At 65.3% G+C, this 26,933-nt stretch carries 27 protein-coding genes; 16 read left to right on the top strand and 11 right to left on the bottom strand.

Annotated features, from left to right (window positions below):
* Nucleotides 1–89 precede the first annotated feature (89 nt).
* Nucleotides 90–1,577 (bottom strand): sigma-54-dependent transcriptional regulator, encoded by a 1,488-nt coding sequence (locus ACFFWD_RS28700; RefSeq protein ID WP_376970987.1) that lies wholly within the window; start codon nt 1,575–1,577, stop codon nt 90–92.
* A 140-nt stretch (nt 1,578–1,717) separates the two neighbouring features.
* On the opposite strand from ACFFWD_RS28700, the gene ACFFWD_RS28695 reads away from it, so the two are divergent.
* Nucleotides 1,718–3,604 (top strand): M3 family oligoendopeptidase, encoded by a 1,887-nt coding sequence (locus ACFFWD_RS28695; RefSeq protein ID WP_376970985.1) that lies wholly within the window; start codon nt 1,718–1,720, stop codon nt 3,602–3,604.
* Nucleotides 3,605–3,633: 29 nt separating this feature from the next.
* Here the strand turns inward: ACFFWD_RS28695 and ACFFWD_RS28690 are convergent, their stop codons facing one another.
* Nucleotides 3,634–4,416, bottom strand: coding sequence for a sterol desaturase family protein (locus tag ACFFWD_RS28690; protein ID WP_376970983.1), 783 nt, complete (start codon nt 4,414–4,416; stop codon nt 3,634–3,636).
* A 90-nt stretch (nt 4,417–4,506) separates the two neighbouring features.
* Between ACFFWD_RS28690 and ACFFWD_RS28685 the strand changes: the two genes are divergently transcribed.
* The 9 genes from ACFFWD_RS28685 to ACFFWD_RS28645 all read left to right on the top strand — a co-directional run bounded on the left by ACFFWD_RS28685 (nt 4,507) and on the right by ACFFWD_RS28645 (nt 12,156).
* A complete protein-coding gene (locus ACFFWD_RS28685; protein ID WP_376970981.1) occupies nt 4,507–5,211 on the top strand; it encodes a TetR/AcrR family transcriptional regulator in 705 nt (234 codons plus the stop codon).
* Nucleotides 5,212–5,339: 128 nt separating this feature from the next.
* Nucleotides 5,340–5,492 carry an aa3-type cytochrome c oxidase subunit IV gene (locus tag ACFFWD_RS28680; RefSeq protein ID WP_376970979.1) on the top strand — a complete coding sequence of 51 codons (153 nt, stop codon included), beginning with the start codon at nt 5,340–5,342 and terminating at the stop codon, nt 5,490–5,492.
* A gap of 139 nt (nt 5,493–5,631) precedes the next feature.
* Nucleotides 5,632–6,756: a Re/Si-specific NAD(P)(+) transhydrogenase subunit alpha gene (locus ACFFWD_RS28675; protein WP_376970977.1), complete on the top strand. Its 1,125-nt coding sequence runs from the start codon at nt 5,632–5,634 to the stop codon at nt 6,754–6,756.
* Nucleotides 6,757–6,767: 11 nt separating this feature from the next.
* Nucleotides 6,768–7,085 (top strand): proton-translocating transhydrogenase family protein, encoded by a 318-nt coding sequence (locus tag ACFFWD_RS28670; RefSeq protein ID WP_376970975.1) that lies wholly within the window; start codon nt 6,768–6,770, stop codon nt 7,083–7,085.
* A gap of 40 nt (nt 7,086–7,125) precedes the next feature.
* On the top strand, nt 7,126–8,523 hold the full coding sequence (locus ACFFWD_RS28665; protein WP_376970973.1) for an NAD(P)(+) transhydrogenase (Re/Si-specific) subunit beta: 1,398 nt from the start codon (nt 7,126–7,128) through the stop codon (nt 8,521–8,523).
* A gap of 214 nt (nt 8,524–8,737) precedes the next feature.
* On the top strand, nt 8,738–9,544 hold the full coding sequence (locus tag ACFFWD_RS28660) for an alpha/beta hydrolase (RefSeq protein WP_376971055.1): 807 nt from the start codon (nt 8,738–8,740) through the stop codon (nt 9,542–9,544).
* Nucleotides 9,545–9,599: 55 nt separating this feature from the next.
* Entirely contained in the window at nt 9,600–10,697 is a 1,098-nt protein-coding gene (locus tag ACFFWD_RS28655; RefSeq protein ID WP_376970971.1) for a calcium:cation antiporter, read from the top strand.
* A gap of 14 nt (nt 10,698–10,711) precedes the next feature.
* A complete protein-coding gene (locus ACFFWD_RS28650; RefSeq protein WP_376970969.1) occupies nt 10,712–10,996 on the top strand; it encodes a cupin domain-containing protein in 285 nt (94 codons plus the stop codon).
* A 266-nt stretch (nt 10,997–11,262) separates the two neighbouring features.
* The gene (locus ACFFWD_RS28645) at nt 11,263–12,156 is read left to right on the top strand and encodes a hypothetical protein (protein ID WP_376970967.1); all 894 of its coding nucleotides are present in this window, start codon (nt 11,263–11,265) and stop codon (nt 12,154–12,156) included.
* A gap of 9 nt (nt 12,157–12,165) precedes the next feature.
* Here the strand turns inward: ACFFWD_RS28645 and ACFFWD_RS28640 are convergent, their stop codons facing one another.
* Nucleotides 12,166–12,819 (bottom strand): tetratricopeptide repeat protein, encoded by a 654-nt coding sequence (locus tag ACFFWD_RS28640; RefSeq protein ID WP_376970965.1) that lies wholly within the window; start codon nt 12,817–12,819, stop codon nt 12,166–12,168.
* Between the two features lie 116 nt (nt 12,820–12,935).
* A complete protein-coding gene (rpsU, locus tag ACFFWD_RS28635) occupies nt 12,936–13,235 on the bottom strand; it encodes a 30S ribosomal protein S21 (protein WP_212398226.1) in 300 nt (99 codons plus the stop codon).
* A 264-nt stretch (nt 13,236–13,499) separates the two neighbouring features.
* Between rpsU and aqpZ the strand changes: the two genes are divergently transcribed.
* Nucleotides 13,500–14,213: an aquaporin Z gene (aqpZ, locus tag ACFFWD_RS28630; RefSeq protein WP_376970962.1), complete on the top strand. Its 714-nt coding sequence runs from the start codon at nt 13,500–13,502 to the stop codon at nt 14,211–14,213.
* 87 nt (nt 14,214–14,300) lie between these two features.
* Here the strand turns inward: aqpZ and ACFFWD_RS28625 are convergent, their stop codons facing one another.
* Entirely contained in the window at nt 14,301–15,407 is a 1,107-nt protein-coding gene (locus ACFFWD_RS28625; RefSeq protein ID WP_376970960.1) for a 5-(carboxyamino)imidazole ribonucleotide synthase, read from the bottom strand.
* Nucleotides 15,404–15,892 carry a 5-(carboxyamino)imidazole ribonucleotide mutase gene (gene purE, locus ACFFWD_RS28620; RefSeq protein ID WP_376970958.1) on the bottom strand — a complete coding sequence of 163 codons (489 nt, stop codon included), beginning with the start codon at nt 15,890–15,892 and terminating at the stop codon, nt 15,404–15,406. Before purE ends, ACFFWD_RS28625 begins: the two co-directional genes overlap by 4 nt.
* Before the next feature lie 146 nt (nt 15,893–16,038).
* On the opposite strand from purE, the gene ACFFWD_RS28615 reads away from it, so the two are divergent.
* Nucleotides 16,039–16,731 (top strand): GGDEF domain-containing protein, encoded by a 693-nt coding sequence (locus ACFFWD_RS28615; protein WP_376970956.1) that lies wholly within the window; start codon nt 16,039–16,041, stop codon nt 16,729–16,731.
* A 103-nt stretch (nt 16,732–16,834) separates the two neighbouring features.
* On the opposite strand, the gene ACFFWD_RS28610 is transcribed toward ACFFWD_RS28615, so the two are convergent.
* From ACFFWD_RS28610 to ACFFWD_RS28600, 3 genes are all read right to left on the bottom strand, one after another.
* Nucleotides 16,835–17,086, bottom strand: a complete 252-nt coding sequence (locus tag ACFFWD_RS28610) for a hypothetical protein (RefSeq protein WP_376970954.1) — start codon at nt 17,084–17,086, stop codon at nt 16,835–16,837.
* A gap of 18 nt (nt 17,087–17,104) precedes the next feature.
* On the bottom strand, nt 17,105–17,314 hold the full coding sequence (locus ACFFWD_RS28605; protein WP_376970952.1) for a hypothetical protein: 210 nt from the start codon (nt 17,312–17,314) through the stop codon (nt 17,105–17,107).
* Nucleotides 17,315–17,502: 188 nt separating this feature from the next.
* Nucleotides 17,503–17,709 carry a YdcH family protein gene (locus tag ACFFWD_RS28600; protein WP_212504217.1) on the bottom strand — a complete coding sequence of 69 codons (207 nt, stop codon included), beginning with the start codon at nt 17,707–17,709 and terminating at the stop codon, nt 17,503–17,505.
* A gap of 243 nt (nt 17,710–17,952) precedes the next feature.
* Between ACFFWD_RS28600 and ACFFWD_RS28595 the strand changes: the two genes are divergently transcribed.
* Nucleotides 17,953–18,138, top strand: coding sequence for a YdcH family protein (locus ACFFWD_RS28595; protein ID WP_376970950.1), 186 nt, complete (start codon nt 17,953–17,955; stop codon nt 18,136–18,138).
* Nucleotides 18,139–18,226: 88 nt separating this feature from the next.
* Here the strand turns inward: ACFFWD_RS28595 and ACFFWD_RS28590 are convergent, their stop codons facing one another.
* On the bottom strand, nt 18,227–19,330 hold the full coding sequence (locus tag ACFFWD_RS28590) for an NAD(P)/FAD-dependent oxidoreductase (protein WP_376970948.1): 1,104 nt from the start codon (nt 19,328–19,330) through the stop codon (nt 18,227–18,229).
* Nucleotides 19,331–19,601: 271 nt separating this feature from the next.
* Between ACFFWD_RS28590 and ACFFWD_RS28585 the strand changes: the two genes are divergently transcribed.
* From ACFFWD_RS28585 to ACFFWD_RS28575, 3 genes are all read left to right on the top strand, one after another.
* The gene (locus ACFFWD_RS28585; RefSeq protein ID WP_376970946.1) at nt 19,602–22,295 is read left to right on the top strand and encodes a sensor domain-containing protein; all 2,694 of its coding nucleotides are present in this window, start codon (nt 19,602–19,604) and stop codon (nt 22,293–22,295) included.
* Between the two features lie 340 nt (nt 22,296–22,635).
* Nucleotides 22,636–24,159, top strand: coding sequence for an ABC-F family ATP-binding cassette domain-containing protein (locus tag ACFFWD_RS28580; protein ID WP_376970944.1), 1,524 nt, complete (start codon nt 22,636–22,638; stop codon nt 24,157–24,159).
* Nucleotides 24,160–24,224: 65 nt separating this feature from the next.
* Nucleotides 24,225–25,688 (top strand): glycerol-3-phosphate dehydrogenase, encoded by a 1,464-nt coding sequence (locus tag ACFFWD_RS28575; RefSeq protein ID WP_376970942.1) that lies wholly within the window; start codon nt 24,225–24,227, stop codon nt 25,686–25,688.
* 8 nt (nt 25,689–25,696) lie between these two features.
* Here the strand turns inward: ACFFWD_RS28575 and ACFFWD_RS28570 are convergent, their stop codons facing one another.
* Nucleotides 25,697–26,926, bottom strand: coding sequence for a tetratricopeptide repeat protein (locus ACFFWD_RS28570; RefSeq protein ID WP_376971053.1), 1,230 nt, complete (start codon nt 26,924–26,926; stop codon nt 25,697–25,699).
* Between the last annotated feature and the right edge of the window lie 7 nt (nt 26,927–26,933).

Here is a 26,933-nt window from a genome sequence, read left to right as displayed (position 1 = left end):
TACGGCGTTTGTCTGTTACCGCCAAGCCACGGTTCAAAAGGTTCCCGTGGCACGAATGTGCGCCATGCCGCAGCGACGTCACAGAGCTCTCAGCTGGCGTCGGTGGCGCGATCGTCGGCTGCAGCCTCGTCGAGCTTACGGTACAGCGTCGAGCGGCCGATCTTCAGGCGGCGCGCGACCTCCGACATCTGTCCACGGTAGTGTGAAATTGCGAAGCGGATGATCTCGTTCTCCAGATCTTCCAGCGGCCGCACCTCGCCGGAGCTGTTCAGCATGGCAAGGTTGCCCACGGCGGGCAGGGAGGTCATAGGTATTTCGTTACCGGCTGCCATGGCGGGTGCCGTGGAGGGCGACACGATCAGCGGCTCGCCGTGCAGGACCTTGCCTTCAGGGGCGGCATGCGTCGCGCCTTGCGGAAAATCCGACAGGCCAAGCTGGTCGCCATCACTCATCACGACGGCGCGGTACACCGTGTTCTCGAGCTGGCGGATATTGCCGGGCCAGTCGAGTTGCGAAAGATGCGCCATCGCCTCGCCGCTGATGCCGGTGATGTTGCGGTTCTCCTCGGCGCAGAACCGCGCGAGGAAATGTCGCAGCAGATGCGGGATGTCCTCGCGCCGCTGCCGCAGCGCCGGAATCGTCAGCGGCAACACATGCAGGCGATAGAACAGATCCTCGCGGAACTGGCCCGCCTTCACGAGGTCGAGCAATTTGCGGTTGGTCGCCGAGATGATGCGGACGTCGACCTTGACCGGCTTGCGGCCGCCGACGGCCTCGACCGTCCCCTCCTGCAAGGCGCGCAGCAGCTTCACCTGCGCGGCCAGCGGCAGTTCGCCGACTTCGTCGAGAAACAGCGTGCCGCCATGCGCCTCGACGAACTTGCCCTGGTGGCGCTCGGTCGCGCCGGTGAAGGCGCCCTTCTCGTGGCCGAACAGGATCGATTCGACGAGGTTGTCGGGGATGGCGCCGCAATTGACCGCGACGAACGGCTTGGCCTTGCGCTCGCTGCTGCCATGGATGGCACGCGCGAACAGCTCCTTGCCGACGCCGGATTCGCCCTCGATCAGCACCGGGATTGCCGACGAGGCCGCTTTCTGCGCGGTGCGCAGCACGCCGTTCATGGCTTCGCTGCGGGTGATGATATCGGAGAAGGTCAGCCGGCCCTCGCGGCTGTGCCGGATGCGCTGCAATTCGCCCTTGAGCGCGCTGGCATTGAGCGCGTTGCGCAGCGACACCTGCAGCCGCTCGAAGCCGACCGGCTTGACCACGAAGTCCTGGGCGCCGGCGCGCATCGCCGACACCACATTGTCGATCCCGCCATGCGCAGTCTGCACGATGACGGGGACGTTCAAACCAGCTTCACGAATTTTTGCGAGGACACCAAGACCGTCGAGGCCGGGCATCACGAGGTCGAGCACGACAGCATCGATCGTCTGCGCTTCGGGGGCGGTGAGTGCGGCGACGGCCGCATCGCCGCTATCGACAACGAGGGGTTCGTAGCCGCATTTCTGCACCATGTTTTCAACCAAACGGCGCTGTACTGCGTCGTCATCGGCGATCAAAATGGTGGCAGCCATGGTCTTCCCCGCACGTTACGATTATCTGTCTCGAATCGGGGCACTGTCGCCGATGCCGATTAACGCCCTCTTAAACGTTGCCATCCCACTTCCATTCCTCCGCCGCCGACTTTCCGACTGAACTCAAGGTTTCGAACAAGATGACCTCGCGCACCAAGCCTGCCCTCCGCAAAACGTCCGCGCCCCGCAAGGCGACCGCTCAACGCAGCGCGTCCGCCGCCAGGCCCGCGGCGAAAAAGGCGGTCAGCAAGACCGGCAAGCTGCCGGAGTGGAATCTGGCAGATCTGTATGCCGGTATCGACGCGCCAGAAGTCGCACGCGACCTGCAGAAGATGGATACAGATTGCGTCGCGTTTGAGACCGACTACAAGGGCAAGCTTGCCGAAGGTACCGCGCGGGAAGGTGGCGGCAAATGGCTCGCGCAGGCCGTGCGGCGCTACGAGGCGATCGACGATCTTGCTGGCCGTCTCGGCTCTTACGCCGGTCTTGTCCATGCCGGCGACAGCGTCGATCCCGCGATCTCGAAGTTCTATGGCGACGTCTCGGAGCGGCTGACCGCCGCCTCGGTGCATCTCCTGTTCTTCGCGCTCGAGCTCAATCGTGTTGACGATGATGTGATCGAGCGGGCGATGGCCGAGCCCGAGCTCGGCCACTACCGGCCGTGGATCGAGGATCTGCGCAAGGACAAGCCGTACCAGCTCGAGGACCGTGTCGAGCAGCTCTTCCACGAGAAGGCGCAGAGCGGCTACGCCGCCTGGAACCGGCTGTTCGACCAGACCATTTCCGGCCTGCGCTTCAAGGTCGCGGGTAAGGAGCTTGCGATCGAGCCGACGCTGAACCTGCTGCAGGACAAGGCAGGCGACAAGCGCAAGGCCGCGGCGCAGGCGCTCGCGAAGACCTTCAAGGACAATGAGCGCAGCTTTGCGCTGATCACCAACACGCTGGCCAAGGACAAGGATATTTCCGACCGCTGGCGCGGCTTCCAGGACGTTGCGGACTCCCGCCATCTCAGCAACCGCGTCGAGCGCGAGGTGGTCGATGCGCTGGTCGCCTCCGTGCGCGCGGCCTATCCGAAACTGTCGCACCGCTATTACGCGCTGAAGGCCGGCTGGTTCAAAAAGAAGAAGCTGCCGCACTGGGACCGCAACGCGCCGCTGCCGTTCGCGGCGACCGGCACGATCGCCTGGCCCGAGGCACGCAACATGGTGCTGTCGGCCTATCGCGGCTTCTCGCCCAGGATGGCGGACATCGCCGAGCGATTCTTCACCGATCGCTGGATCGATGCGCCGGTTCGTCCCGGCAAGGCGCCCGGCGCCTTCTCGCATCCGACCACGCCGTCGGCGCATCCCTATGTGCTGATGAACTACCAGGGCAAGCCGCGCGACGTGATGACGCTGGCCCACGAGCTCGGCCATGGTGTGCATCAGGTGCTGGCGGCGAAGAACGGCGCGCTGATGGCGCCGACGCCGCTGACGCTTGCCGAAACCGCAAGCGTGTTCGGCGAGATGCTGACCTTCAAGCGACTGTTGTCGGAGACCAAAAATCAAAAGCAGCGCCAGGCGCTGCTCGCGGGCAAGGTCGAGGACATGATCAACACCGTGGTGCGGCAGATCGCGTTCTATTCATTCGAGCGCGCGGTGCACACCGAGCGCAAGAACGGCGAGCTCACCGCCGAGCGTATCGGCCAGATCTGGCTCGGTGTGCAGGGCGAGAGCCTCGGGCCGGCAATCGAGATCAAGCCGGGCTACGAGACGTTCTGGATGTATATCCCGCACTTCATCCATTCGCCCTTCTATGTCTACGCCTACGCCTTCGGCGACTGCCTGGTGAACTCGCTTTACGCGGTCTACGAGCACGCCTCCGAAGGATTCGCCGAGCGCTATCTCGACATGCTCGCTGCCGGCGGCACCAAGCACTACTCCGAGCTGCTCAGGCCTTTCGGGCTCGATGCCAAGGACCCGAAATTCTGGGACGGCGGCCTGTCGGTGATTGCCGGCATGATCGACGAGCTGGAGGCGATGGGCTGAGATCTGCCACCGCCCGGCAAGCCCGCGCGTCACACGCGCTGATCGGCGCTGCGGCCGAGGCTGTTCGGCCCGGCGGCCTCCGCGTTCACGTCGACAAAGCCGAGCATCGCGACCAGCCGGTCGCTCGCCGGCCTGTCGAATCCCGCTTCGCCCTCGAAGCTTGCCGGATTGCGGAACGTGCCGAACAGCATGTCCCAGATCGGCAGGTCGCCGTAATTGTAGGCGTGCACGTCGCGCTGATGATGGATGCAATGCGCTTCCGGCCGCTGGATCAGGTAGCCCAGCCATTGCGGCGTGCGGATATTCATGTGCTGGAAGTAGCCGTAGAACGCAGCGATGTATCCGGTCAGCGCGGCCGCGACCGGATCGAGGCCGAGCACCAGCGTCGTGGTGACGGTCGAGATCGTCAGGAAGGCCAGCGTCTCCAGCGGATGGAAAAGCGCGGCACCCGACATGTCGACGCGCTGCGGGCTGTGATGGATCTGGTGGACTAGCCGCCACATCAGCGGGAAGGTGTGGGCGCTGCGATGCCAGGCGTAGCTGATCAACGACACCACGGCGTAGCCGAGGATCGCGCCGCCGATCACGCCGAGGCTATCGAGATCCATCAGGCGGTGCTGCGCGAGCCAGGGCTCAGGGATCAGGAGCGGCGTCAGCGCCGCCAGCAGCCCCTGCACGATCAGGAATACGAGGCCCTTCAGGTGCCAATAGGGGACCGCGGGAAACCGGCGCGCCGGAAACAGCGTCTCGATGCCGAGCATGATGAGGTAGGTCACGGGGACGAGCAGGCCAAACACGTCGACTGCAGACATTGAAGCCTCCAACCTTACAGTGTAAGTCTGGTTTCACCATACAGCCTTCCAGTGTAAGGTTGCAAGCGATTCCTGAGAGAGGCGATCGGATTGGCGAAATCGAAACCGACTTCGGGCCGGCCGGCGCGGCCGTCACGCCGGAAAACGCTGGCGCGTCCGGCATCCGGCCTGTCGCGGGAGCGGATCGCCGCTGCGGCAATGGCGCTGGTCGATCGCGAGGGACTGGCGGCGCTCAGCACGCGACGGCTCGGCAGCGAACTCGGCTGCGAGGCGATGAGCATCTACCACCACTTCCCGGGTAAGGCGCATCTGATGGATGCGCTGGTCGACCTGATGCTCAAGGAGGCCGAGGTTCCGATGGCGGAAGAGTGGGACTGGCTTGAGCGGCTGCGCCGCGCGGCCCACGGCTTTCGCACCATGGCGCTCAGGCATCCGAAGTTCTTTCCGTTCTTTGCGACGCACCGCCTCAACACGGCGTCCGGCGTCGCCTTCATCAACGGTATCATCGGCATTTTGCGCGAGGCGGGCTTTTCCGACCGCGATGCCGCGACCTATTTCCGCGAGATCGGCTACTACCTGACCGGCGCGGCGCTGGATGAGACTGCGGGCTATGCCAAGGGACCGTCGGCTGCGGAACCGGTCTCCAACGAGATGATCGCCGCCCATTTCACGCACCTCGCTGCCGCCGCCCCTTATTTCCAGCCGCAGCATTTCCAGGCGACGTTCGAGACCGGGCTCGAAATCCTGCTGGAGGGGATTCGTCAGGCGCACCGGTCTCTGCGTACGGCGCCATAGGTGTTTGCGAACCCGGTGGATTTGGGACAATTGGCCTTCCCAATGACCCGATAGGGAAGGCGCCGTTGCCCTGCCTCCGCGTTTGCGGTAATGGCTCGCCGGAAGCGAATTTCTGACTGGGGACATCGATGGCAGACCATAGCGAAGTGGCCTACACGACCGCCGACGGCAACGACTACGTGGCGCATGAGCAGACCTATGAAGGGTTTCTCATGTTGGTCAAATGGGGCACGATCAGCGTCGCCATCATTCTCATCCTGATGGCCTTTTTCCTGCTCTGATCTTTGATCGGCTATGGCACCGCCGTCCCGCGGCGGTGCCCAATTCCTGTCAAGCCCGGTGGCAAAAACCGGGTATCCAATCTGGCGAAAATAACGCTAGTTTGAAGACGCGTGCGCCGCTTGCGCCGCCGGAGGGCCCATGAAGATTGCCGTAGCGAAGGAAGTTGATCCGTCCGAGCCGCGGGTGGCGGCGTCGCCCGACACCGTGAAGAAGTTCAAGGCGCTTGGCGCGGAGGTCGCGGTTGAGCCGGGCGCGGGGGTGAAGTCGGGGCTGCCCGATTCGGAGTTCACGGCGGCCGGCGCCACCGTCAGCGCCGATGCGCTCAAGGATGCCGACATCATCATCAAGGTGAAGCGGCCCGAAGCCTCCGAGCTCGCCAAGTACAAGCGCGGCGCGCTGGTCGTCGCGATCATGGACCCCTACGGCAACGAGGCGGCGCTGAAGGCGATAGCGGACGCCGGCGTGGCGGCATTTGCGATGGAATTGATGCCGCGCATCACCCGCGCGCAGGTGATGGACGTGTTGTCGTCGCAGGCCAACCTTGCCGGCTACCGCGCGGTGATCGAGGGCGCCGAGGCGTTCGGCCGGGCGTTCCCGATGATGATGACCGCGGCCGGCACCGTGCCGGCGGCGAAGGTGTTCGTGATGGGCGTCGGCGTCGCCGGGTTGCAGGCGATCGCGACGGCGCGGCGGCTGGGCGCCGTCGTCACCGCGACCGACGTGCGGCCGGCGACGAAAGAGCAGGTGGAGAGCCTTGGCGCCAAGTTCCTCGCCGTCGAGGACGAGGAGTTCAAGAACGCGCAGACCGCCGGCGGCTACGCCAAGGAAATGTCCAAGGAGTACCAGGCCAAGCAGGCCGCGCTGACCGCCGAGCACATCAAGAAGCAGGATATCGTGATCACGACCGCGCTGATCCCCGGCCGTCCGGCGCCGCAGCTCGTCTCGAGCGAGATGGTGAAGTCGATGAAGCCGGGCTCGGTTTTGGTCGATCTCGCGGTCGAGCGCGGCGGCAATGTCGAGGGCGCCAAGGCCGGTGAAGTGATCGAGACCGACGGCATCAAGATCGTCGGCTACACCAACGTTGCCGGCCGCGTCGCGGCGTCCGCATCGGCGCTCTACGCGCGCAATCTGTTCTCGTTCATCGAGACCATGATCGACAAGGCCAACAAGGCGCTCGCGGTGAACTGGGATGACGAGCTGGTGAAGGCCACCGCTCTGACCAAGGACGGCGCCGTCATCCATCCCAACTTCCAGCCGAAATAAGGAGACCAGCCATGGAGCATATCGCGCAAGCCGTGGATCCCTTCGTGTTCCGGCTGTCGATCTTCGTGCTCGCCGTGTTCGTCGGCTACTTCGTGGTGTGGTCGGTGACGCCGGCGCTGCACACGCCGCTGATGAGCGTGACCAATGCGATCTCGTCGGTGATCGTGGTCGGCGCGCTGCTTGCGGTCGGCGTCGGCATGGTCTCGAGCGGCTCGGGCTGGGCGCGCGGCTTCGGCTTCGTGGCGCTGGTCTTTGCATGCGTCAACATCTTCGGCGGCTTCCTCGTCACCCAGCGCATGCTGGCGATGTACAAGAAGAAAGCCAAGTGAGCGGCCACCTCGGGGTAATGAGGACATTGGGGGACCTGAGATGAGCGCCAATCTCTCTGCACTGTTGTATCTGGTGGCGGGTGTGCTGTTCATCCTGTCGCTGCGCGGGCTGTCGAGCCCGGCGAGCTCGCGGCGGGGCAATCTGCTCGGCATGATCGGCATGGCGATCGCGGTCGGCACCACGCTGGCGAGCCACCCGCCGGCCGACGGGATCGCCTGGCTGTTGGTGATCCTGGCGGTCGCGATCGGCGGCGGCATCGGCGCGGTGATCGCACGGCGGGTGCCGATGACCTCGATGCCGGAACTGGTCGCCGCGTTCCACTCGCTGGTCGGTATGGCCGCGGTGCTGGTTGCCGCCGGCGCGTTCTATGCGCCGGAAGCCTTCGACATCGGCACCCCCGGCCACATCCATCCGCAGAGCCTGGTCGAGATGTCGCTCGGGGTGGCGATCGGCGCCCTGACCTTCACCGGCTCGGTGATCGCGTTCCTGAAGCTGTCGGCAAGGATGAGCGGCGCGCCGATCATCCTGCCGTTCCGCCACATCATCAACATCGCGCTCGCCCTGGCGCTGGTGTTCTTCATCGTCGGCCTCGGGGTGTCGGGCGGCGCGCTCGACTTCTGGCTGATCACCATCATCGCGTTGGTGCTCGGCGTCCTGATGATCATCCCGATCGGCGGCGCCGACATGCCGGTGGTGATCTCGATGCTGAACTCCTACTCGGGCTGGGCGGCAGCCGGCATCGGCTTCACGCTCGGCAACTCGGCGCTGATCATCACCGGCGCGCTGGTCGGCTCGTCGGGCGCGATCCTGTCCTACATCATGTGCCACGCGATGAACCGCTCGTTCATCTCGGTGATCCTCGGTGGCTTCGGCGGCGAGACCGCGGCGGCCGGCGGCGGCTCGGGCGAGCAGAAGCCGGCCAAGCTCGGCTCGGCGGACGACGCCGCCTTCATCATGAAGAACGCCTCGAAGGTCATCATCGTGCCCGGCTACGGCATGGCGGTGGCGCAGGCCCAGCACGCGCTGCGCGAGATGGCCGACCTGCTGAAGAAGGAAGGCGTCGAGGTCAAGTACGCCATCCACCCGGTGGCGGGCCGCATGCCGGGCCACATGAACGTGCTGCTGGCTGAGGCCAACGTGCCCTATGACGAGGTGTTCGAGCTCGAGGACATCAACTCGGAGTTCGCGCAGGCCGACATCGCCTTCGTGATCGGCGCTAACGACGTCACCAACCCGGCCGCCGAGGAGGACAAGACCTCGCCGATCTATGGCATGCCGGTGCTGCAGGTCTGGAAGGCCGGCACTGTGATGTTCATCAAGCGCTCGCTCGCCTCCGGCTACGCCGGCATCGACAACCCGCTGTTCTATCGCGACAACACCATGATGCTGCTCGGCGACGCCAAGAAGGTCACCGAGAACGTCGTCAAGGCGATGTGACCTGGGGCAGCCGCCGATGGCCCTGAACAGGGAGTGGCACCGACAAAATCGCATGCCACCCCGGGCCACGCGCGCGCAGCGGATAGAGTGGCACGCGGCGCATGCGGTGGCGTGCGGGTGCCGCGCCATCCCGGACAGCATCAAGCCCGACGTCGAAAAGCTGCTCAAGCTTCGACGCCGGACATAGACTGAGCGGCTGGCGGTGCACGTGGCAATGACGATCCTGAAATGGCTCCTGATCGTCGTTGCCGCCGTCTATGTCTGCGGGCTCGCGGTGCTGTTCTTCAAACAGCGCGAGATGCTGTTTCCGATTCCGCCGGTTGGCCGGACCCCGCCCGACGCCGCAGGGCTTCCTGAAGCCGAAGAGCATGTCCTGACCACCGCGGACGGCGAGAAGGTCATCGTCTGGCACGTGCCGGCGAAGCCCGGCCGCCCCGTCGTCCTGTTCTTCCACGGCAATGGCGATTTCCTCGCCGGCCGCGTCGCGCGCTTCAAGGGCATCACGTCCGACGGCACCGGGCTGGTCGCGCTGTCCTTTCGTGGTTACGCCGGCTCGAGCGGGGCGCCAAGCGAGCGCGGGCTGCTGCTTGATGCCGCTGCGGCCTACGGCTTTGCCGCCGCGCGCTACCACGCGGAGCAGATCGTGGTCTGGGGGTTCTCGCTCGGGACCGGTGTGGCGGTCGCGGTCGCCGCCGAGCATCCTGTCGGCAAGCTGATCCTGGAGGCGCCTTATACGTCGACGACCGACGTGGCCGGCGCGCTGTTCCCCATCGTGCCGGTCAGCCTTTTCATGCGCGACCAATTTCACTCCGACCGCCGCATCGCGCGCGTCACGGCGCCGCTCCTGGTCATGCATGGCACCAGTGATCCGGTGATCCCGATCCGGTTCGGCGAGCGCCTGTTCGCCCTTGGGCGTGAACCCAAACGATTCGTCCGCTTCCCGGGCGGCGGACACGACAACCTCGACGAATTCGGTGCGATCGAAACCGCACGGCAATTCATCAACGCCGCTGGAGGCTGACGGCGGCGATTGTCTGTCGCATAATCCGGTCAGTCGAAATGAAGGGATCTGACGCATGAGCGCACACGGACCGATGCCGCGGTCGGCCTGGCTGTTTCCCGTCCTGGCGGTCGTGATGTTTGCCGCGGTCACGGCCTCCGGCTATGCCTTCGCGCCATCGGCCGGCGGCTGGGTGTTTGCGGCCGTCCTGCTCGTCGTCCTGTTCGGCACGGTGTTTGCCGCGGTCCATCACGCCGAGATGATCGCCGAGCGGATCGGCGAGCCGTTCGGGATCCTGCTGCTGACGCTGTCGGTCACCATCATCGAGGTCGCGCTGATCGCAACCATCATGCTCGGCGACACGCCGGCGCCGACGCTGGCGCGCGACACGGTCTTCGCGGTGGTGATGATCGTCTGCAACGGCCTGGTCGGGCTGTGCATCTTCATCGGCGGCATCAGGTACCGCGAGCAGGATTTTCAGATCACCGGGGCGAACCTCTACCTAAGTGTGCTGTTCGTGCTGGCGACCATCACGCTTGATATGCCGAACTTCACGCTCACAGCGCCGGGGCCGGTCTATTCGACAGCCCAGCTTGCCGTCGTGAGCACCGTGACCGTGCTGCTTTACGCGGTGTTCCTCTACACCCAGATGATCCGCCACCGGGATTATTTCGTGAGCAGCGCCAACGAGGCGGCCGAGCATGGCGAGGTGATGTCGGACCGCATGCTGGCGGTCAGCATCGCGCTGCTTTTGGGCGCATTGCTGGCGGTGGTGCTGCTGGCCAAGAAGTTCTCCATCGTCGTCGACGTCGTCACCGCGAAAATTGGTGCGCCGCCGGCCTTTGCGGGTGTTGTGGTCGCGCTCCTGATCCTGATGCCGGAAAGCGTCGCCGCGGTGTCGTCGGCGCGCAAGAACGATCTGCAGAAGAGCATCAACCTCGCGCTCGGCTCGTCGATCGCCACGATCGGCCTCACCGTTCCTGCCGTCGCCGTCGCAGCCTATGCGCTCGACAAGCAGCTGGTGCTCGGGCTCAGCAACCAGCATATGTTGATTCTGCTGCTCACCTTCATGGTCAGCATGCTCACCTTCGGCACAGGCCGTACCAACATCCTGTTCGGACTCGTGCACATGGTGGTGTTCGCCGTATTCGTGTTCATGGTATTCGTGCCGTAGTGGAGACAGGACCAATGCTCAGCGCCAAGTCAGACGTTCAAGTGGATACGGCCGAGGTGCGCGTCACCGAGTGGCGGCTGGCGCCGGGCAGCGCCACCGGTCACCACACCCATGAGATGGACTATGTCATCGTGCCGATCACGGCGGGCGAGATGACCATCGTGGCGCCGAACGGCGAGCGTTCCAAGGCGCAGCTCGGGGTCGGCAAGTCCTACTTCCGCAAGGCCGGCGTGCAGCACGACGTGCTGAACGAGACGGCCAGCGAGATCGTGTTCCTCGAGGTCGAACTCAAGCCCTGACGAGCCCGCCACCGGTCGACCGGCGACGCCGCAGGGCCGGAATGGCTGCCCCGCGAATCCAGAAATTCATCGACCTTTAACCGATGCCCGTTGAACTGGCTTCGGGGCGCGGTCGCGATCTTGTGCGCGGGGGCCGATCTCCTGCTGAAACCGATGTGACACCAAAGGTGAGGGCGGAGCGAGCGTTTGCCACCGATCCGTCGCAGTTGATCCCTGAATGTGCCTCAAAGTTCCAGCATGAAATATGGGGCGGGGAGTGGCAGGCCATGCTGAGTTATCTGAAGAAATTCACGATGGACATCTTACCCTCGGTGGCGGCGACCATCATCGGGGCGTACATCGTTAACCACTACATCGTCGCCAAGCCCGAAGCGCCGGCGGCCGCGGCCGTGTCTGCCCCCGCCAATCCGCAAGCCGCAACCAAGCCGGCCGAGAAGCCGACTGAGGTGTCGAGCCTTCCCGAGGCCGGGGTGAAGGCCAAGGGAATGTCCGAGCGGACGTTGCTGGAGCGTTCGACCTCCGAGAAGGCGTCGGTCACCGAGAAGCCTGCCGACAAGTCTGCCGATCAAAAGCCCGCCGAGGCGCCAACCGAGACCGCGAGCATCCCCGCTGACCAGCGCCGTCACACGGCAGCACCGAAGGCGGTGGCGAAGCTTGCGCCCGCTGCCGCGCCGCAGTCGACGGCTCCCGCCGCACCGGTTGAGGCGACGGTCGCGCCGGACGAAGGCCGTGACGCCAACGACCTCGCCCGCGCGGCAATCGAGCGGCTGCGCAAGGAGAAGCCGGCGCGTGCGCAGGAGGCTGCGCGCTCCCAGGACGCCGCGCGCTCCCAGGACGCTCCGCATACCGATGTCGCCCGCCTGCCTGACCAGCCGGTTGCCGCGGTGGCACCCGCGATCCGGCCCCTGCCGCCGCCGATCATGGTGTCGAACCCGGCCAGCGAAAATGCCGATCAATCGGCACGGCCGCCGTACGCCACCGCGCAGGATCCGAACCGCCTGACGCCGCCGGCCGACATTCCGGTTCCGGTGGTGCAAGCGCCCCCGCTTGATCTGCGGGCCGAGGCCGCCATCGCCGCCCCCAGGGACCAGCGCCCCTCGGTGGCCGACGACATGTTGTCGGCGGCCAAGTCGGTGTTCCACGCCGTCCTGCCGAAGTAATCTGAGGATCTAGCCGCCGGTGCGTGCCAGGCCGCTGCGCGCGGCCTCGTCCTTGGGACGGAGCGCGAGCGCGCGGTTGTAGGATGCCGCGGCCTTGGCCTTGTCGCTGAGGCGCTCATAGGCTTGCCCGCGGGCCGTCCATGCGGCGCCGCTGTTCGGGTCGGCCTGCACGGCCTCGTCGAGGTCGGCGGCGGCTTCCTTGGCCTTGTCGAGCGCGAGGTAGCTCGTGGCACGCCCGAGCAGCGGGTCGATCTTTTGCGGCGACAGCCCGTTCGCCGCCGTGAAATCCTCGATCGCGCGCTGATGCTGGCCCTGACCCTGATAGATCAGGCCGCGACCATACAGCGCCTGGATGTTGTAGGGATCGGCTGCCAGCGCCTGGTCGTATTCGGCAAGCGCTTCGTCGGCCTTGCCGGAGCGCGCCAGCACCTGTCCGCGCGTCGCGTGCCCCTTGGCGTCGTTGATGTTCTGCGCAGTGATGATATCGGCCGGCTTGTCCGCAGCCGCGGGCTGCTTCGGCTTGTCGTCCGAGCCCCATGATCCGAGGTCGAATGAACAGCCGCCAAGCGGCAGGCTGAGAACCGCCGCACACAGGATGGCGCGCCTCGCGCGGTCTCGGAGAAGTATAGGTCCAAGAAGGGAGCGGAACGCCGGCACAGCCATTAAGCAAAATTCTCTTGGAGGTAATTTTGCATTGGTACCCCGGAACACGTCTTGCTTCAAAACGACAACGCGGGCCCGAGGCCCGCGTTGTTAGACTTCCAGATCAGCAAAACGGTTCAGCGCGGACCACGACCGGCGCCTGCGCCACCACGGCCACCAGCGCCACGCTCACCACCCGGACCGGCGCCGAACACCGGCTTCGGCTTCATCGGCAGCAGGCCTTCGCGCTGCAGCTTCTTGCGCGCCAGCTTGCGTGCGCGGCGCACGGCTTCGGCCTTTTCACGGGCCTTCTTCTCGGAGGGCTTTTCGTAGTGACCGCGGAGCTTCATCTCGCGGAAAATGCCCTCGCGCTGCATCTTCTTCTTCAGCGCCTTGAGAGCCTGGTCGACATTGTTATCGCGGACGAGAACCTGCACGCGGCATCCTCTTTTGCATTGATCGGTTCGGAATTCTGGCAGGCGAAGGGGCGACAAAAGGCCTGCTCCTTAACCCTGAGCGCGCGCATGTATCAGACAAATGCGCAGATGTCCACCGGTGGAGTGACTTTCGGGCCTAGTTAAAGCCACGAAATGAGGCAGAATTGTCGTTGTGCGGCCCTGATTTGGGAGTTTTGGCGCCAGGAGCAAGGCCGTTCCCGGGGTTTGAGCAACCCCGGACATTGGAAATAGGGGAGAATCTAAATGGATGCGAAAAAATATGCGGCCGAGGCCATCGGCACCTTCTGGTTGACATTCGCCGGCTGCGGTAGCGCGGTGATTGCCGCCGGATTTCCGCAGGTCGGGATCGGCCTGGTCGGCGTGTCCTTTGCGTTCGGCCTGAGCGTGGTCACCATGGCCTACGCGATCGGCCATATCTCGGGCTGCCATCTCAATCCCGCCGTCACGGTCGGGCTTGCCGCGGGCGGGCGTTTTCCGGCCGGCCAGATCCTCCCCTATGTAATCGCCCAGGTCGTGGGCGCGATCGTCGCCGCTGCGCTGCTTTACGTGATCGCGAGCGGTGCCGCAGGCTTCGACCTCGCAAAGGGTTTCGCGTCCAACGGCTATGGTACCCATTCGCCGGGTGGCTACAGCATGGTGGTGTGCTTCATCACCGAAGTGATCATGACCATGATGTTCCTGTTCATCATCATGGGCGCGACCCACGGCAAGGCACCTGCCGGTTTTGCCCCGCTCGCCATCGGGCTTGCGCTGGTGATGATCCATCTCGTCAGCATTCCCGTCACCAACACCTCGGTGAATCCGGCGCGCAGCACCGGGCCGGCGCTGTTCGTCGGTGGCTGGGCGCTGGCGCAGCTCTGGCTGTTCTGGGTCGCACCGCTGATCGGCGGCGTGCTGGGCGGCGTGATCTATCGCTGGCTCAGCGACGAGCCGAAGGGCGTCGTCGCCGGCGCGTAGTCCAACTTATGCGCAAATGGGATCGTGATCGTCACGATCCCATTTCCCGGAGATGCGGAGCGGGCCGCTGCGGCGGTCCGTGATGGACTATGGCTTGCGGCGCAGCGTCACTTCGTTGACATGGCCCATCTTGCGGCCGGGGCGCGGCGCGCCCTTGCCGTAGAGATGCACGGCGGCGCCGGGGACGGTGAGCCACTGTTCGTAGCTCAGGATGTCATCGCCGATCAGATTGGTCATGGTGACCAGCTCGCCATGGCGCACCGGCTTGCCGAGCGGCCAGCCGGCGATGGCGCGGATGTGCTGCTCGAACTGCGAGATCGAGGCGCCGTCGAGCGTCCAATGGCCGGAATTGTGCACACGTGGAGCGATCTCGTTGACCAGCACGCTCGGCGCGCCGTTGCCGGGCACCACGAACATCTCGACCGCAAGCACGCCGACATAGTCGAGGGCAGTCGCGATCTTCTCGGCGATCGACCGCGCCTGCGCGGCAAGGTGATCCGGAATCGCCGCCGGCGCGCGCGAAATCTTCAGGATGTGATCGCGATGCTCGTTCTCGGTGACATCGAAGCACTCGACCTCGCCGGAGGCCGAGCGTGCCGCGACCACCGAGATCTCGCGCTCGAACGGCACGAACGCCTCGAGGATCGCCGACTTGGTGCCGAGGTCCTGCCAGACCTGATCGAGGTCGTCGCCGTCGCGGACAATGGCCTGGCCCTTGCCGTCGTAGCCGAACCGACGGGTCTTGAGGACCGCCGGCAGGCCGATCTTCGTAATCGCCGCGCGCAACGAGCCGACCGATGACACGTCGACATAATCGGCGGTGCCGATGCCGAGCCTGCTGATGAAATCCTTTTCGACCAGTCGGTCCTGCGTGGTCTCGAGGATCTTGTACGCGGGCAGCACCGGCCGTCGCGCGGCCAGCACCATCGCGGTCGCCGCCGGCACGTTCTCGAATTCATAGGTGACGACGTTGACGTCGTTGGCGAACAGTTCGAGCGCCTCGACATCGGCATACTCCGCGCAGGTCGCGTTCTGCACCACGTCGAAGGCGGGCGAATCCGGATCCGGCGAATACACCTGGCACCGCAGCCCGAGGCGCGCGGCGGCCATCGCCAGCATCCGGCCCAATTGCCCGCCGCCGAGAATTCCGATGGTGTCGCCCGGCTTCAGCTTCACCGTTGTCGAAGCTGTCACGCCGAGGCCTCCGGATGGTTCTTCACCGCATCGGTCTGCTGCTTGCGCCAGGCCGCGAGCCGGGCCGCCAAGGCGGGATCGTTGAGCGCGAGCACACTTGCGGCGAGCAACGCGGCATTGATCGCCCCGGCCTTGCCGATCGCGAGCGTGCCGACCGGGATGCCGGCCGGCATCTGCACGATCGAATAAAGCGAATCGACCCCCGACAGCGCCTTGGACTCGACGGGAACCCCGAATACCGGAAGCTCCGTCAATGCCGCCGTCATGCCCGGCAGGTGCGCGGCGCCGCCAGCGCCGGCAATGATCACCTTGTGGCCGGCCGCCTTGGCGCCCTTGGCGAAGGCATAGAGCCGGTCCGGGGTACGATGGGCGGAAACGATGCGCGTCTCGCAGGCGACACCGAGCGCGGCCAGCGTGTCGGCGGCGTGGCGCATGGTCTGCCAATCGGACTGGCTTCCCATGATGATGGCGATCGGGGCGGTCATATCGTCAATTCTGTGCGGGAATCCAAAAACATAGGCCGGATTATAAGGTCGGCCCGGGCGTCATCCAAGGCGTGGCAAGGGGTTCAGAATGGACTATCCTGTCTTGGTGAATCCCGGCAAGCCTTCATAAGCAGGCCTCAACAAGGATGCGCATGAAGAAGAAAACCAGGGCGGCCGCCTCGGGGGCCGCAAAACAGCGGAAAAGTGCGCCAGTCGTGGGTAAAACCGCGCCCCACCGGGCTGGAACCGGGCCAGGTTCGCGAGCCTCGACGACCTCCGACGACAAATCGACGATTCGCCGGCTCAGGGCACAATTAGCGCGGGCGCAGGCCCGGATCGAGGAATTGCAGGCCTCCGCCGAAACCGACTTCCTGCTCGATATCCCGAACCGGCGTGGTTTCGAGCGCGAGTTGACCCGGGCGATCGCCTTCATCAAGCGCTATCGCGCCAGCGGCGCCCTGGTCGTGCTCGATGTCGACCGTCTCAAGCCGGTCAATGACGCGTTCGGGCATGCGGCCGGTGACCAAGTGCTGAAAGCCATCGTGGCCACCGTGTCCGGCCAGGTGCGCGCCTCCGACGTGATCGGCCGGCTCGGTGGGGACGAGTTTGCGCTGCTGTTGTGGAATCTCAGCGAGACCGATGCCAAGGCCAAGGCGGCCGCACTCGAGGAAGCGATCGACCGCCTGACCTTCGACTTCGGCGGCGGCAACGTCACGGCGGGTGCTTCCGCCGGCGTCGCGATCCTGGGATCGCATTCGGATGTCGAGCGCGCGCTCGATGAGGCCGACCGCGCGATGTATGTGCGCAAGGCGCAGCGGCGGCATGAGGCCGAAAACTAGAGCCTGACCCGGCCCCGGAGGGCCGCGCAGCGCAAAGCGTGCAGCGGTTTTCCCTCACGACAAACGCGAAGCATTTGCGCGGAGATCATGCTCGAAATAACAGTTATAGCGCGCTCAAATCCTCCGGCACATTGCCGAAGGCCCGCAGCAATTTGGCATCGCCGAATTCGCCGATCGCGGGATCGCCGGTCCGGCTGAACGCGACGGCGCCAATGCTGCCGGGCATGCGCGACATCATCTCGGCGCGGCGCAGTGCCGTCGCCGAGCTCTGGCATTCCTCCGCATTGCCTGCGATCGGCGCGCCGTCATCGTCCTGCATGAAGGGCAGCGCCACGTAATAGGTGACATCGGCCATCGGGTTGCTCCTCAGCGATCAGGCGGCGTCGCTCGCTTGCTGCGTCCTCGCCGGCACGCAGCCCGCGGTGATCGCCGCCTGCAGTTCCTCAAGCTCAGTCTCGAGATATTCGTTGGCCATGATCAGCGCCTTGATGGTGCTGCGCAGGTTGCCGTCGCACATGGCGATCGCCTGATCGCAGGCCTGCTCGTAGCGGAGGTTGTCGGGCAGGGATGGCGGTGCAGGCATGGCAAAACTCCCCTTTTGTCTCTGGTGGCCGCGACTATGTTCTCTTTTTGTTCTAGCGGAGTCAAGGGGGAGAAAATCGCAATCGCTGCTGCGTTGCTGCGGACGTGGCGCATGCGGTCGTTGTGGATGACGGGGAAAACACCCGCGCGACGGCAGGCCGATCATGCCGCGCGGCTGGCACGTGCGCGCTAGGCGATGATGTCGGGCGTGATCTGGTCTTCGATGAAGGCGATGCGATCGCGCAGTTGCAGTTTGCGCTTCTTCAGGCGCTGCACCATCAGCAGGTCCGGCGCCGGCGACTGATGCAGCGCGTCAATCGCCGCGTCGAGATCGCGGTGCTCTTGTTGCAGTCGCGCGAGCTCGGCGTGGAGTTCGCGCTCATCCTGATCGTTCATGGTGTACGTTAACTGGTAAGCACGATGTGGTTGTGGTGGACCGGGGCGGCCGCCGCTTGCCGAAATATCGTCCCTGTGCGAGCGCCGCGCAAGCTGGTCAGGTTCCATAGTCACGAATGGTTACAGATAACTTCCAAAGGCTGAGTGCGGCATTTTGGGTTTCCCATCGACAGTTTTCCACACTCGTGTACACTCCCGCGTCCGGATCGAATCTGAGGTTTAACCCACCGAGGAGAGTTCGTAATGGCACTACAGGCGCATCTGGTCGAACTGGAACGCAAGCACAAAATTCTCGAAAACGAACTGCACGAAGCGCTCGTGCACCCCTCCGTAGATGACCTGCAAATTGCCGAATTGAAGCGCCGTAAGTTGATGGTCAAGGACGAGATCGAGCGGTTGAGACAATCCGCGGACGCCACGCTCCACTAGTCGGTTTTCCCACATCGTATCGTACGACATGTCACCGCCGGATGGGCGCTTGTGCGCTCATCCGCCAGTGATCGTTTGCTCCACCGATTCAAAGCCCGGCCAGCTCGCCGACACAATCGGCGATCGCGAGCGATGACGTGAGTCCGGGCGACTCGATTCCAAACAGGTTGATCAAGCCGCTGACGCCGTGATCCGGCGCGCCCTGGATCAGGAAATCCTGGGTCGCAACGGCGGGTGGCACGATCTTGGGACGAATTCCGGAATAGCTCGGCATCAGCGCGCCGTCCGGCAGGGTCGGCCAGTATTTCCGGATTGCCGGATAGAACCGCTCGGCCCGCGCCGGGTCGACCGCATAGTCGATCCGGTCGATCCACTCGACGTCGGGGCCGAACCGTGCCTGGCCGGCCATGTCGAGGGTGAGGTGCACCCCGAGCCCGCCAGGCTCCGGCACCGGGTAGATCAGCCGCGAGAATGGCGCCCGCGCGCTGCAGCTGAAATAGTTGCCCTTGGCGAGATAGGCCGCGGGGATCAGTTCGATCGGCATGCCCTCGATGCTGCGCGCGACGGCCGGTGCCCCGAGGCCGGCGGCGTTGATCAGGAGGTCGCAGGCCAGCGTCATCGGCGCTTCGCCGCCGGCTTCGATCTCGATGCCATCAGCCGTGGCCTTGGCGCGCAGCAGCGGGGTGTGGAATGCGAACGCGGCTCCGGCGGCTTCGGCGTCGCCGCGCAGCGCCAGCATGTAGGCGTGGCTGTCGATGATGCCGGTGGACGGCGACAGCAGGGCCGCATCGCAGTTCAGCGCGGGCTCGAGCGCGCGCGCGGCCTCGCCTGACAAGAGCTGCATGTCGTCGACGCCGTTGGCCTCGGCGTGGGCCCGGATCGACTGCAGCTTCTCGGTCTCCTTCGCCGTGGTGGCGACGATCAGTTTGCCGCAATTCCGGTACGGGATGCCGTGCTCGACGCAGTAGCGGTACAGCGCGCGCTTGCCGCTGACGCACATCCGCGCCATCAGGCTGCCGGCGCGGTAGTAGATGCCGGCATGGATCACCTCGCTGTTGCGCGAGGAGGTCACCGTCCCGATCCCCTCGGCCTCCTCGAGGACGACCACCTCACGCCCGGCCTGTGCCAGCCGGCGCGCCACCGCGAGGCCGATCACCCCCGCACCCACGACCACGCAATCAACCCTGTCCATCTTGTCCTTCAAGTCCGGGATTCTGGCGCGACAACAGGCAGCCATCGCGCGCGATCATCGTCGTTCCGGCGGGAATCGTCACGGCCAAACTCACCAGCAAGTGCTTGGAGCGCTTTGACTAAGTTCCCGAGCCGTGCCCCGTTAGTGGACTATTAATCACGTCAGGGCAATTGCCGTAAATTAAGTCACATTTTCCAGTTGCATCGGAACGCGTTTACCCGATCCAAACCGCCCAAGTCGGACACTCCGCGCGGAAATTCGCGGGTGACTGATGGCTGGTAAGAATTGGCAGGCAGGCGGGAAAGATTCGATTCCGGCACGGGCCGCGCTTTGCCTGGTGGCCGTCGTCACGCCATGCGGCTTCGCATCGGCGGCGTCCGGTGCATTCGCGCCCGCGAGCTATCTCGGTGACCTCGATCCCAATTTGGTCTGGGAGCTGCTGATCGGCAGTGTGGTTGTCGTTGCTTTCCTCGGCGCGGTCGGGCTGTGGGTGCTTTCGGCGCTGCGCAGGGCCAAGCGGTTGCAACTGCGGCGCAATGTCTTCATCTCCTCCGCGCTCAATCACCTGAACCAGGGCGTGGTGATGACTGATCCACGCGGACGGATCATCCTGTGCAACGACCGCTACCTTGACATCTACGGCCTGTCGCGCACCGACATTTCGCGCAATATGACTGGCACTGAGCTCCTGGAACTGCGCCGCAGCCGCGGCGTGCTCGATGTCAGCGACGACGATTACTTCAGCAAGGCGGCAGCGCCCGAAGGACACGTCACCGAACTTCCGAACGGCAAATCGGTGTTGGTGAAGTATTTCGCGCTGCCGAACGGCGGCTCGGTCGCGACCCACCTGGATTGCACCGATCAGCGCAAGCTGTCGCGCAAGCTCGCCTCGACCACGCAATTCCTGGAATCGGTGCTCGACAACGTCCCGGTCTGCGTCGCTGCCAAGAACATCGAGGACGGCCGCTACATCTTCGCCAACCGCGCATTCGAGCGCTTCTCCCGCTTCTCGCGCGATCACATCGTGGGCCGGCGCGCCGACGAGATCTTCGGTCTCGAGACCGCCGCCAGCATCGAGGCCGCCGATCAGGCGGCGCTGAATGCGCCTCAGGGCTACCACCGCAGCGAATTCTTCGTCGAGCGCGGCGCGGAGAAGCGCATCCTCGCGTCCAACCGCGTCATCGCCCGGAACGAGGTCGGCGATCCGGAATTCCTGATCGCGTTGTTCGAGGACGTTACCGATCGCCGCGCGCTGTCACGCGAGATCGAGACCAACAAGAAGTTCCTGGAGCTCGTGGTCGACAACATACCGGTCGCGCTGATCGTCGAGCGCGTCAAGGACGGTCGCTACCTGCTCGCCAACCGCAGCGCCGAGACGATCCTCAACCGCCGTCGCGAGGATGCCACGGGGCTCACCGCCGCCGATATCTTCAATCCGCGCGAGGCCAAGCTGATCATCGCCCGCGATGAAGCCGCGATCAGGAAGCGCAGCATGGTCGCGGAGGAGCATCCGATCTCGACCAAGGACGGCTTGCGGCTGTTCCTGACCCGCCGCATGACCGTGCTCGATGACAATGGCGAGCCGCAATACCTGATCAAGACTCATGAAGACGTCACCGACCGGCGCCAGACCGAGTCGCGCATGGCGCACATGGCCTATCACGACGGCCTGACCGATTTGCCGAACCGCGCGGCTTTCCTGCAGGCTCTGACGCAGATGATCGAGGCCTGCGCCGGTACCGACGAGGAGTTCGCCGTGCTCTGCGTCGACCTCGACGGGCTGAAGGAGATCAACGACGTGTTCGGGCACGCGATGGGCGACAAGGTGCTGATCGAGGTCGCCCAGCGCCTGCAGGCCGTCGCGCGCGGCGGCGTGGTTGCGCGCCTGTCCGGCGACGAGTTCGGCCTGATCATCGACGGCAAGCAGCCCGCCGCCGGTATTGCGCTCGCCGAACAGGCGGCGGAGGCTTTGGGCCAGGACTTCCCGATCGACGGCAAATCGGTCCGCACCGGCGCCACCACCGGCATCTCGGTGTTCCCGCACAACGGTTCTGACGCCGCCTCGCTGCTCGCCAATGCCGGTGCGGCGCTGTTCCGCGCCAAGGTCAAGTCGCGCGGCACGATCTCGATCTACGAGCCGCAGATGGACGAGCAGATCCGCGACCGCCGCGTGCTGCATCAGGAGCTTTCAGTCGCGATCAAGAACGGCGAATTGTCGCTCTATTACCAGCCGCAGGCGGCGGCGGGCCCGACGGTTGCGGACAGCGAGGCGATCGGTTTCGAGGCGCTGGCGCGCTGGCACCATCCGGTGCGCGGCTTCGTTCCGCCCGGCGATTTCATTCCGCTCGCGGAAGAGAGCGGCCTGATCGTCGAGATGGGCGAATGGATCCTGCGTGAAGCGTGCCGGGAGGCCGCCTCCTGGGCGGCACCGCTGCAGATCGCCGTCAACCTGTCGCCGGCGCAGTTCACCCATGGCGACCTCGTCGGCCTGGTCCATTCGATCCTGCTCGAGACGGGCTTGGCACCCGACCGGCTCGAGCTCGAAATCACCGAAGGCGTGCTGATCGAGGATTTCGACCGTGGTCTGGCGCTGCTGCGGCGGTTGAAGGCGCTCGGCGTGCGCATCTCGATGGATGATTTCGGCAGCGGCTATTCCTCGCTGAGCTATCTGCAGGCGTTCCCGTTCGACAAGATCAAGATCGACCGCGCCTTCGTGATCAATCTCGGCCGCAACCCGCAATCGGCCGCGATCGTGCGCGCGGTCATCGATCTCGGCCACGGCCTGGAAATGTCGATCGTCGCCGAGGGCGTCGAGACCGAGGAGCAACTCGCCTTCCTGTCGGAAGAGGGCTGCGACGCGGTGCAGGGCTATCTGATCGGCAAGCCTGCCCCGATCGGTCACTTCGCGGCCCTGGTCGGCGGCAGCGGTGACAATGCCGTGGAGCCCGTCCGCAAGACCGGGTAACTCCGCGGCAGGTCCGAGGTGGTCAGCTTGCCTTGAGCTGCACGCCCGGCTACTGTCGGAGCGTCACATCGTTCAACCGAGAAAGGAGGGCTGCGTCGTGGCGACATTTCTCGATCACCACTTCAGGCGTGGCCCCGTCAACGCCCTGCAAATGCGTTTGCAGGGCTGACCGGAAACTCGCGTAAAATCTCTTCCTGGTCTGCCCTTCGTGGCCGTGCGGCATCGAACGTTTGAGCGTTCGTGCCAGCATTTGAATCACTCGCCGCGCTTCGACACGCACATCCGATGACGGTTGCATGCCGCCCGATGTCGTGATTGCCGGCAAGACCAGAGAATAATCGTGACCCTCATCAACGTACGTAACCTCGGCGTGACGCTGAACGCCCCGCTGTTTTCCGAACTCAACTTTGTTGTCAATGCCGGCGATCGGATCGGGCTCGTGGCCGCCAACGGCCGCGGCAAATCTACGCTGCTGCGCTGTATCGCCGGTACATTGGAGGCGAACGAGGGCGAGATCACCCGATCGCGCGGGCTGACCGTCGGCCATGTCGAGCAGGATGCTCCGCCACGATTGCTGGATACGCCGTTCGATGCCGCCGTGCTCGAGGCGCTTCCGGGAGCGCAGCGCGCCGATGAAGGCTGGCGGGTCGACGTGGCCTTGCAATCGCTCGAGGTGCCCGAGGAGCTGTGGACGAGACCACTGAAGCAACTGAGCGGCGGCTGGCTTCGGTTTGCCGCGCTTGCCCGCGTGCTGGTGACCGAGCCCGACGTGTTGCTGCTCGACGAGCCGACCAACCACCTCGACCTTGCCAAGATCGGCCGGCTTGAAGCCTGGTTGAACACGCTACCGCGCGAGATACCGGTCGTGATCGCGAGCCACGATCGCGCCTTTCTCGATGCAACCACGAACCGGACGCTGTTCCTGCGCCCGGAGCGCTCCCAGCTTTTTTCGCTGCCCTATACGCCGGCGCGTGCGGCGGTCGACGAACTCGATGCCTCGGATGGGCGGCGCTATCAGCGGGATATGAAGGCCGTCCGGCAGCTCCGTCAGCAGGCCGCGAAGCTCAACAACCTCGGCATCAATTCCGGCAGCGACCTCTTGCTGTCGAAGACCAAGCAACTGAAGCAGCGCGCCGAGAAGCTCGAGGAGACGGCAAAGCCCGCGCATCTGGATCGTTCCGCCGGAACGATCAGGCTCGCCAACCGCGGTACCCATGCCAAGGTGCTGATCACTTTGACCAACGCCGCGATTACATCACCCGACGGACGGCTGCTGTTCCGGACCGGGCCGCAGTTCATCTGCAAGGGCGATCGGATTGCGCTGCTGGGAGCCAATGGCGCGGGCAAGACCCGGCTCATCGCAACGCTGCGGCAGGCGATCGAGAGGCCCCAGGCGGCATCTGCCGAGATCAAGGCCACCGAGTCGCTGGTTACGGGCTATTGCGACCAGGCGCTGGCCGATCTCGCGGACGCGGACACGCCGATGCACGTGATCACACGTCGCTTCGAGGTGGGCGACCAGCGCGCACGCGGTCTGCTCGCCGGCGCCGGCCTGTCGATCGAGATGCAGGGCCGTCCGATTGGGCGGCTGTCTGGCGGGCAAAAGGCCCGGCTCGGCATGCTTGTGCTGCGGCTCACCCAGCCGAACTTCTATCTGCTCGACGAGCCGACCAACCACCTCGACATCGAGGGGCAGGAGGCGCTGGAGGAGGAATTGATGGAGCATCAGGCCAGTTGCCTGCTGGTTTCGCACGACCGTCAGTTCGTGCGGACGGTGGCAAACCGGTTCTGGGTGATCGAAGGCAAAAGACTGACCGAGGTCGACGGACCGGAACGCTTCTTTGCCTCGGTCGGTGCGGGCTAATTTCCCCGAGGCATTTTTGTGCGAACGCGTATTCCGTTCGCACGGAAATGCGGTAGGCGTTGCGCATGGCGGACTACGATCTCGCGATCATCGGCGGTGGTTTGAACGGCACGAGCGTTGCGCGCGATGCCGCCGGTCGCGGCCTGCGCGTGATCCTGCTGGAACAGAGCGATCTCGGCTCCGGTGCCTCATCGGCCTCGCCGCGGCTCGTTCATGGCGACCTGGCGGGGCTGGAGCGACGGCACGTCTTCCGCGTTCATGCCGCCCTGAAAGAGCGTGACGTCTGGCTGCACATCGCGCCGCACCTGGTGCGGCCGATGTGCTTTGCGATCCCGGCGCATGCGGAGGAGCGTCCGCTATGGCAGTTGCGCTCGTTGCTGCTGCTCTATGACTGGCTGGCGTCGCGCAGCCGCCTGCCGCGCTCCGCGACGGTCGACGTCACCCATCATCCGATCGGCAACGCGCTGAAGCGGCCGTTCGGTACCGCGTTCGAATATTCCGACTGTGTCGTCGACGATTCCCGGCTCGTCGTCCTCAACGCCGTCGATGCGGCCGCACGCGGCGCCGACATCCGCACCGGCGCCCGCGTGACCCGGGCCGACCGCGGCGAGACCTGGCGGCTGGTCGCGATCGATCGCGGCTATCGCCGGGTGGTCACGGCGCGGTCCCTCGTCAATGCGACCGGCGCGTGGACGGGGTCGGTCGCCGACACCGTGCTGCGCGTGCCGGCGCCGCCGCTCCGCACCGTGCAGATCAACCAGATCGTGGTGCGCCGGTTGTTCGACAGCGACAATGTCTATGTGTTCCAGAAGACCGACGGCCGGCTGATCTTCGCCAGCCCCTATGAGCGTGATTTCACCCTGATCGGCACCGTCGATCACCCGTTCAGGGGAGATCCGGCCATCGTCGCGATCGGCGTCGGCGACGTGGCCTATCTCTGTAATGCCGCCAACCGCTATTTTCGCGAGAGCATCGCCATGGTCGACGTGGTGCGGGCGGTCTCAGGCGCCAACGCGGTGTTTGTATCGTCGCAGCGTAACGGTGGGATCATGCCCGATTTCAGGCGCGGCAAGGCGCCGTTGCTCACGATCGTCGGCGGCGACGTCACCACCTCGCGCCGCGGCGCCGAGAAGGTCGTCTCGGAGCTGACGCGGTTCTATCCGATGACGCCGCGCTGGACTGCGAAAGCGCCGTTGCCCGGCGGAGATTTCGCTTGGCAGCGCTTCGAGACCGAGGTCGAGATCGCGCGCCAGCGCTGGCGGTTCCTTAGCGAGGACCAGGCGCGGCGGCTGGTCGCGGCCTATGGGCTGAACGTCAAGGACGTCCTCGGCGATGCCAAACAGGAGGCCGATCTGGGACCCGCTTTCGGCCCCGACCTGACCGGCGCGGAGGTGCGCTATCTGATGCGGCGTGAATGGGCCCGCTTTCCGGACGACATCCTGTGGCGGCGCTCCAAGCTCGGCCTGACGATGCCGCAGGCCGACCGCGAGGCCCTCGCGGCGTTCATGGTGACGGTCGATGCAGCCTGACGGGGCCGCTATTGCTGCGCGGCCTGCTGTGACCAGGCCAGGTCGCGCCGCGACGGCCGGCGATGCAGCCGCTCGGAGATCAGGCTCGCGGCCTGATGGCCCTGTCCGGCGCGAAGGCATGCCACGATGAACGTGTCCTCCCACAACTCGCGCTGCGCATGGCTGCCGCCGATCCGCACCAGGTCAGGCATCAGCGGCGCCAGGATGCGAACCGCGTCGGCGTGATCGCCGGCCGCGAAGGCGGCAATTCCCCGGCAGAGGCCGATGGCGGACGGGCCGGGCGCAAGCTTGCCGTCGGCCTGCCGCGCCTCCATCTCGGCGAGCCGCGCCTGCAACGCGCCCGCGTTCGTCGTCGCCGCAACCAGTGCTTGGTGGACGTCGGCGAAGTGCGCGCCGGCTTTCGGAAAATATCCGTCTCCATAGGCGGCGACATCTCGCCAATGCGACTCAAGGCCGGTCTTTCCGGCGAGCGACATCCGCCACAGCAGCGAGGCCGTATCGGTGTAGATATTGAGCGGCGGATACGGCCGCCCCGCCGGCTTGATGTGGCGCTCGTAGATATCCATCGCGCCGTCGGCGTCGCCTTCCTCGAGCGCGATCAGCGCGAGATGCCAGGCAAGATGCCCCTGCAGGAAGCTCGTGCGATCGTTCGCCGGCAGCCAGTTGGTCAGGAAGGCGCGGCCTTCCGCCGCATCGCCCTGCTCGAACAGCGCATGCGCAACGGCGTGCGCGGCGCCGGCATTGTCCGGCTTCAGCGCATAGCCGCGCTCCGTGATCGCGCGCCCCGAAACGACATCGCCGGCTTCGGTCTTCGACCAGCCAAGATAGGTGAGGAACCACCAGTCTTCGCCGTAGTCACCGGCATATTGCTCGCAGACCGCAAGCCGCGCCGCGTCGTGATCGGGCCGGCCGGAGAAAGCATAGAGTCCGAAGGCGCCGAGCAGTAATGACAAGACCTGTGCGTCGCGCGGATATTCCGCCAGGTGCTGCTCGGCGGCCGTCATCGCCTTCTTGGCCTGGCTCTCGATCACCGACGCCATGATGTCCACGTGCTGGCGCTCGCGCGGGCTTGCGGCTGCGGCCAATTGCCGGGCCCTCGTGGCCTCGGCGCGCGCTTCTGCGCCTTCCATGTTGAGCTGGTGGACGCGGGCGCGCCCGATATGCGCCAACGCGAAGTCCGGATCCTCCGATATCGCGGCGTCGAACGCCGCATCTGCGCCGTGCAGGGCGGCAAGCATGCGGTCG

It is taken from the genome of Bradyrhizobium erythrophlei, assembly GCF_042430365.1.
GTDB lineage: Bacteria > Pseudomonadota > Alphaproteobacteria > Rhizobiales > Xanthobacteraceae > Bradyrhizobium > Bradyrhizobium erythrophlei.
This window is presented reverse-complemented; position numbering and strand designations above follow the sequence as displayed.

Coding starts and splice junctions, on each gene's coding strand:
- ACFFWD_RS28585 (WP_376970946.1), top strand. CDS start 19,602: ATGGCTGGTAAGAATTGGCAGGCAGGCGGGAAAGATTCGATTCCGGCA.
- ACFFWD_RS28700 (WP_376970987.1), bottom strand. CDS start 1,577: ATGGCTGCCACCATTTTGATCGCCGATGACGACGCAGTACAGCGCCGT.
- purE (WP_376970958.1), bottom strand. CDS start 15,892: ATGACCGCCCCGATCGCCATCATCATGGGAAGCCAGTCCGATTGGCAG.
- ACFFWD_RS28695 (WP_376970985.1), top strand. CDS start 1,718: ATGACCTCGCGCACCAAGCCTGCCCTCCGCAAAACGTCCGCGCCCCGC.
- ACFFWD_RS28590 (WP_376970948.1), bottom strand. CDS start 19,330: ATGGACAGGGTTGATTGCGTGGTCGTGGGTGCGGGGGTGATCGGCCTC.
- ACFFWD_RS28660 (WP_376971055.1), top strand. CDS start 8,738: ATGACGATCCTGAAATGGCTCCTGATCGTCGTTGCCGCCGTCTATGTC.
- aqpZ (WP_376970962.1), top strand. CDS start 13,500: ATGGATGCGAAAAAATATGCGGCCGAGGCCATCGGCACCTTCTGGTTG.
- ACFFWD_RS28605 (WP_376970952.1), bottom strand. CDS start 17,314: ATGCCTGCACCGCCATCCCTGCCCGACAACCTCCGCTACGAGCAGGCC.
- ACFFWD_RS28690 (WP_376970983.1), bottom strand. CDS start 4,416: ATGTCTGCAGTCGACGTGTTTGGCCTGCTCGTCCCCGTGACCTACCTC.
- ACFFWD_RS28670 (WP_376970975.1), top strand. CDS start 6,768: ATGGAGCATATCGCGCAAGCCGTGGATCCCTTCGTGTTCCGGCTGTCG.
- ACFFWD_RS28650 (WP_376970969.1), top strand. CDS start 10,712: ATGCTCAGCGCCAAGTCAGACGTTCAAGTGGATACGGCCGAGGTGCGC.
- ACFFWD_RS28595 (WP_376970950.1), top strand. CDS start 17,953: ATGGCACTACAGGCGCATCTGGTCGAACTGGAACGCAAGCACAAAATT.
- ACFFWD_RS28665 (WP_376970973.1), top strand. CDS start 7,126: ATGAGCGCCAATCTCTCTGCACTGTTGTATCTGGTGGCGGGTGTGCTG.
- ACFFWD_RS28570 (WP_376971053.1), bottom strand. CDS start 26,926: ATGCTTGCCGCCCTGCACGGCGCAGATGCGGCGTTCGACGCCGCGATA.
- ACFFWD_RS28645 (WP_376970967.1), top strand. CDS start 11,263: ATGCTGAGTTATCTGAAGAAATTCACGATGGACATCTTACCCTCGGTG.
- ACFFWD_RS28615 (WP_376970956.1), top strand. CDS start 16,039: ATGCGCATGAAGAAGAAAACCAGGGCGGCCGCCTCGGGGGCCGCAAAA.
- ACFFWD_RS28575 (WP_376970942.1), top strand. CDS start 24,225: ATGGCGGACTACGATCTCGCGATCATCGGCGGTGGTTTGAACGGCACG.
- ACFFWD_RS28600 (WP_212504217.1), bottom strand. CDS start 17,709: ATGAACGATCAGGATGAGCGCGAACTCCACGCCGAGCTCGCGCGACTG.
- ACFFWD_RS28610 (WP_376970954.1), bottom strand. CDS start 17,086: ATGGCCGATGTCACCTATTACGTGGCGCTGCCCTTCATGCAGGACGAT.
- ACFFWD_RS28655 (WP_376970971.1), top strand. CDS start 9,600: ATGAGCGCACACGGACCGATGCCGCGGTCGGCCTGGCTGTTTCCCGTC.
- ACFFWD_RS28675 (WP_376970977.1), top strand. CDS start 5,632: ATGAAGATTGCCGTAGCGAAGGAAGTTGATCCGTCCGAGCCGCGGGTG.
- ACFFWD_RS28640 (WP_376970965.1), bottom strand. CDS start 12,819: ATGGCTGTGCCGGCGTTCCGCTCCCTTCTTGGACCTATACTTCTCCGA.
- ACFFWD_RS28680 (WP_376970979.1), top strand. CDS start 5,340: ATGGCAGACCATAGCGAAGTGGCCTACACGACCGCCGACGGCAACGAC.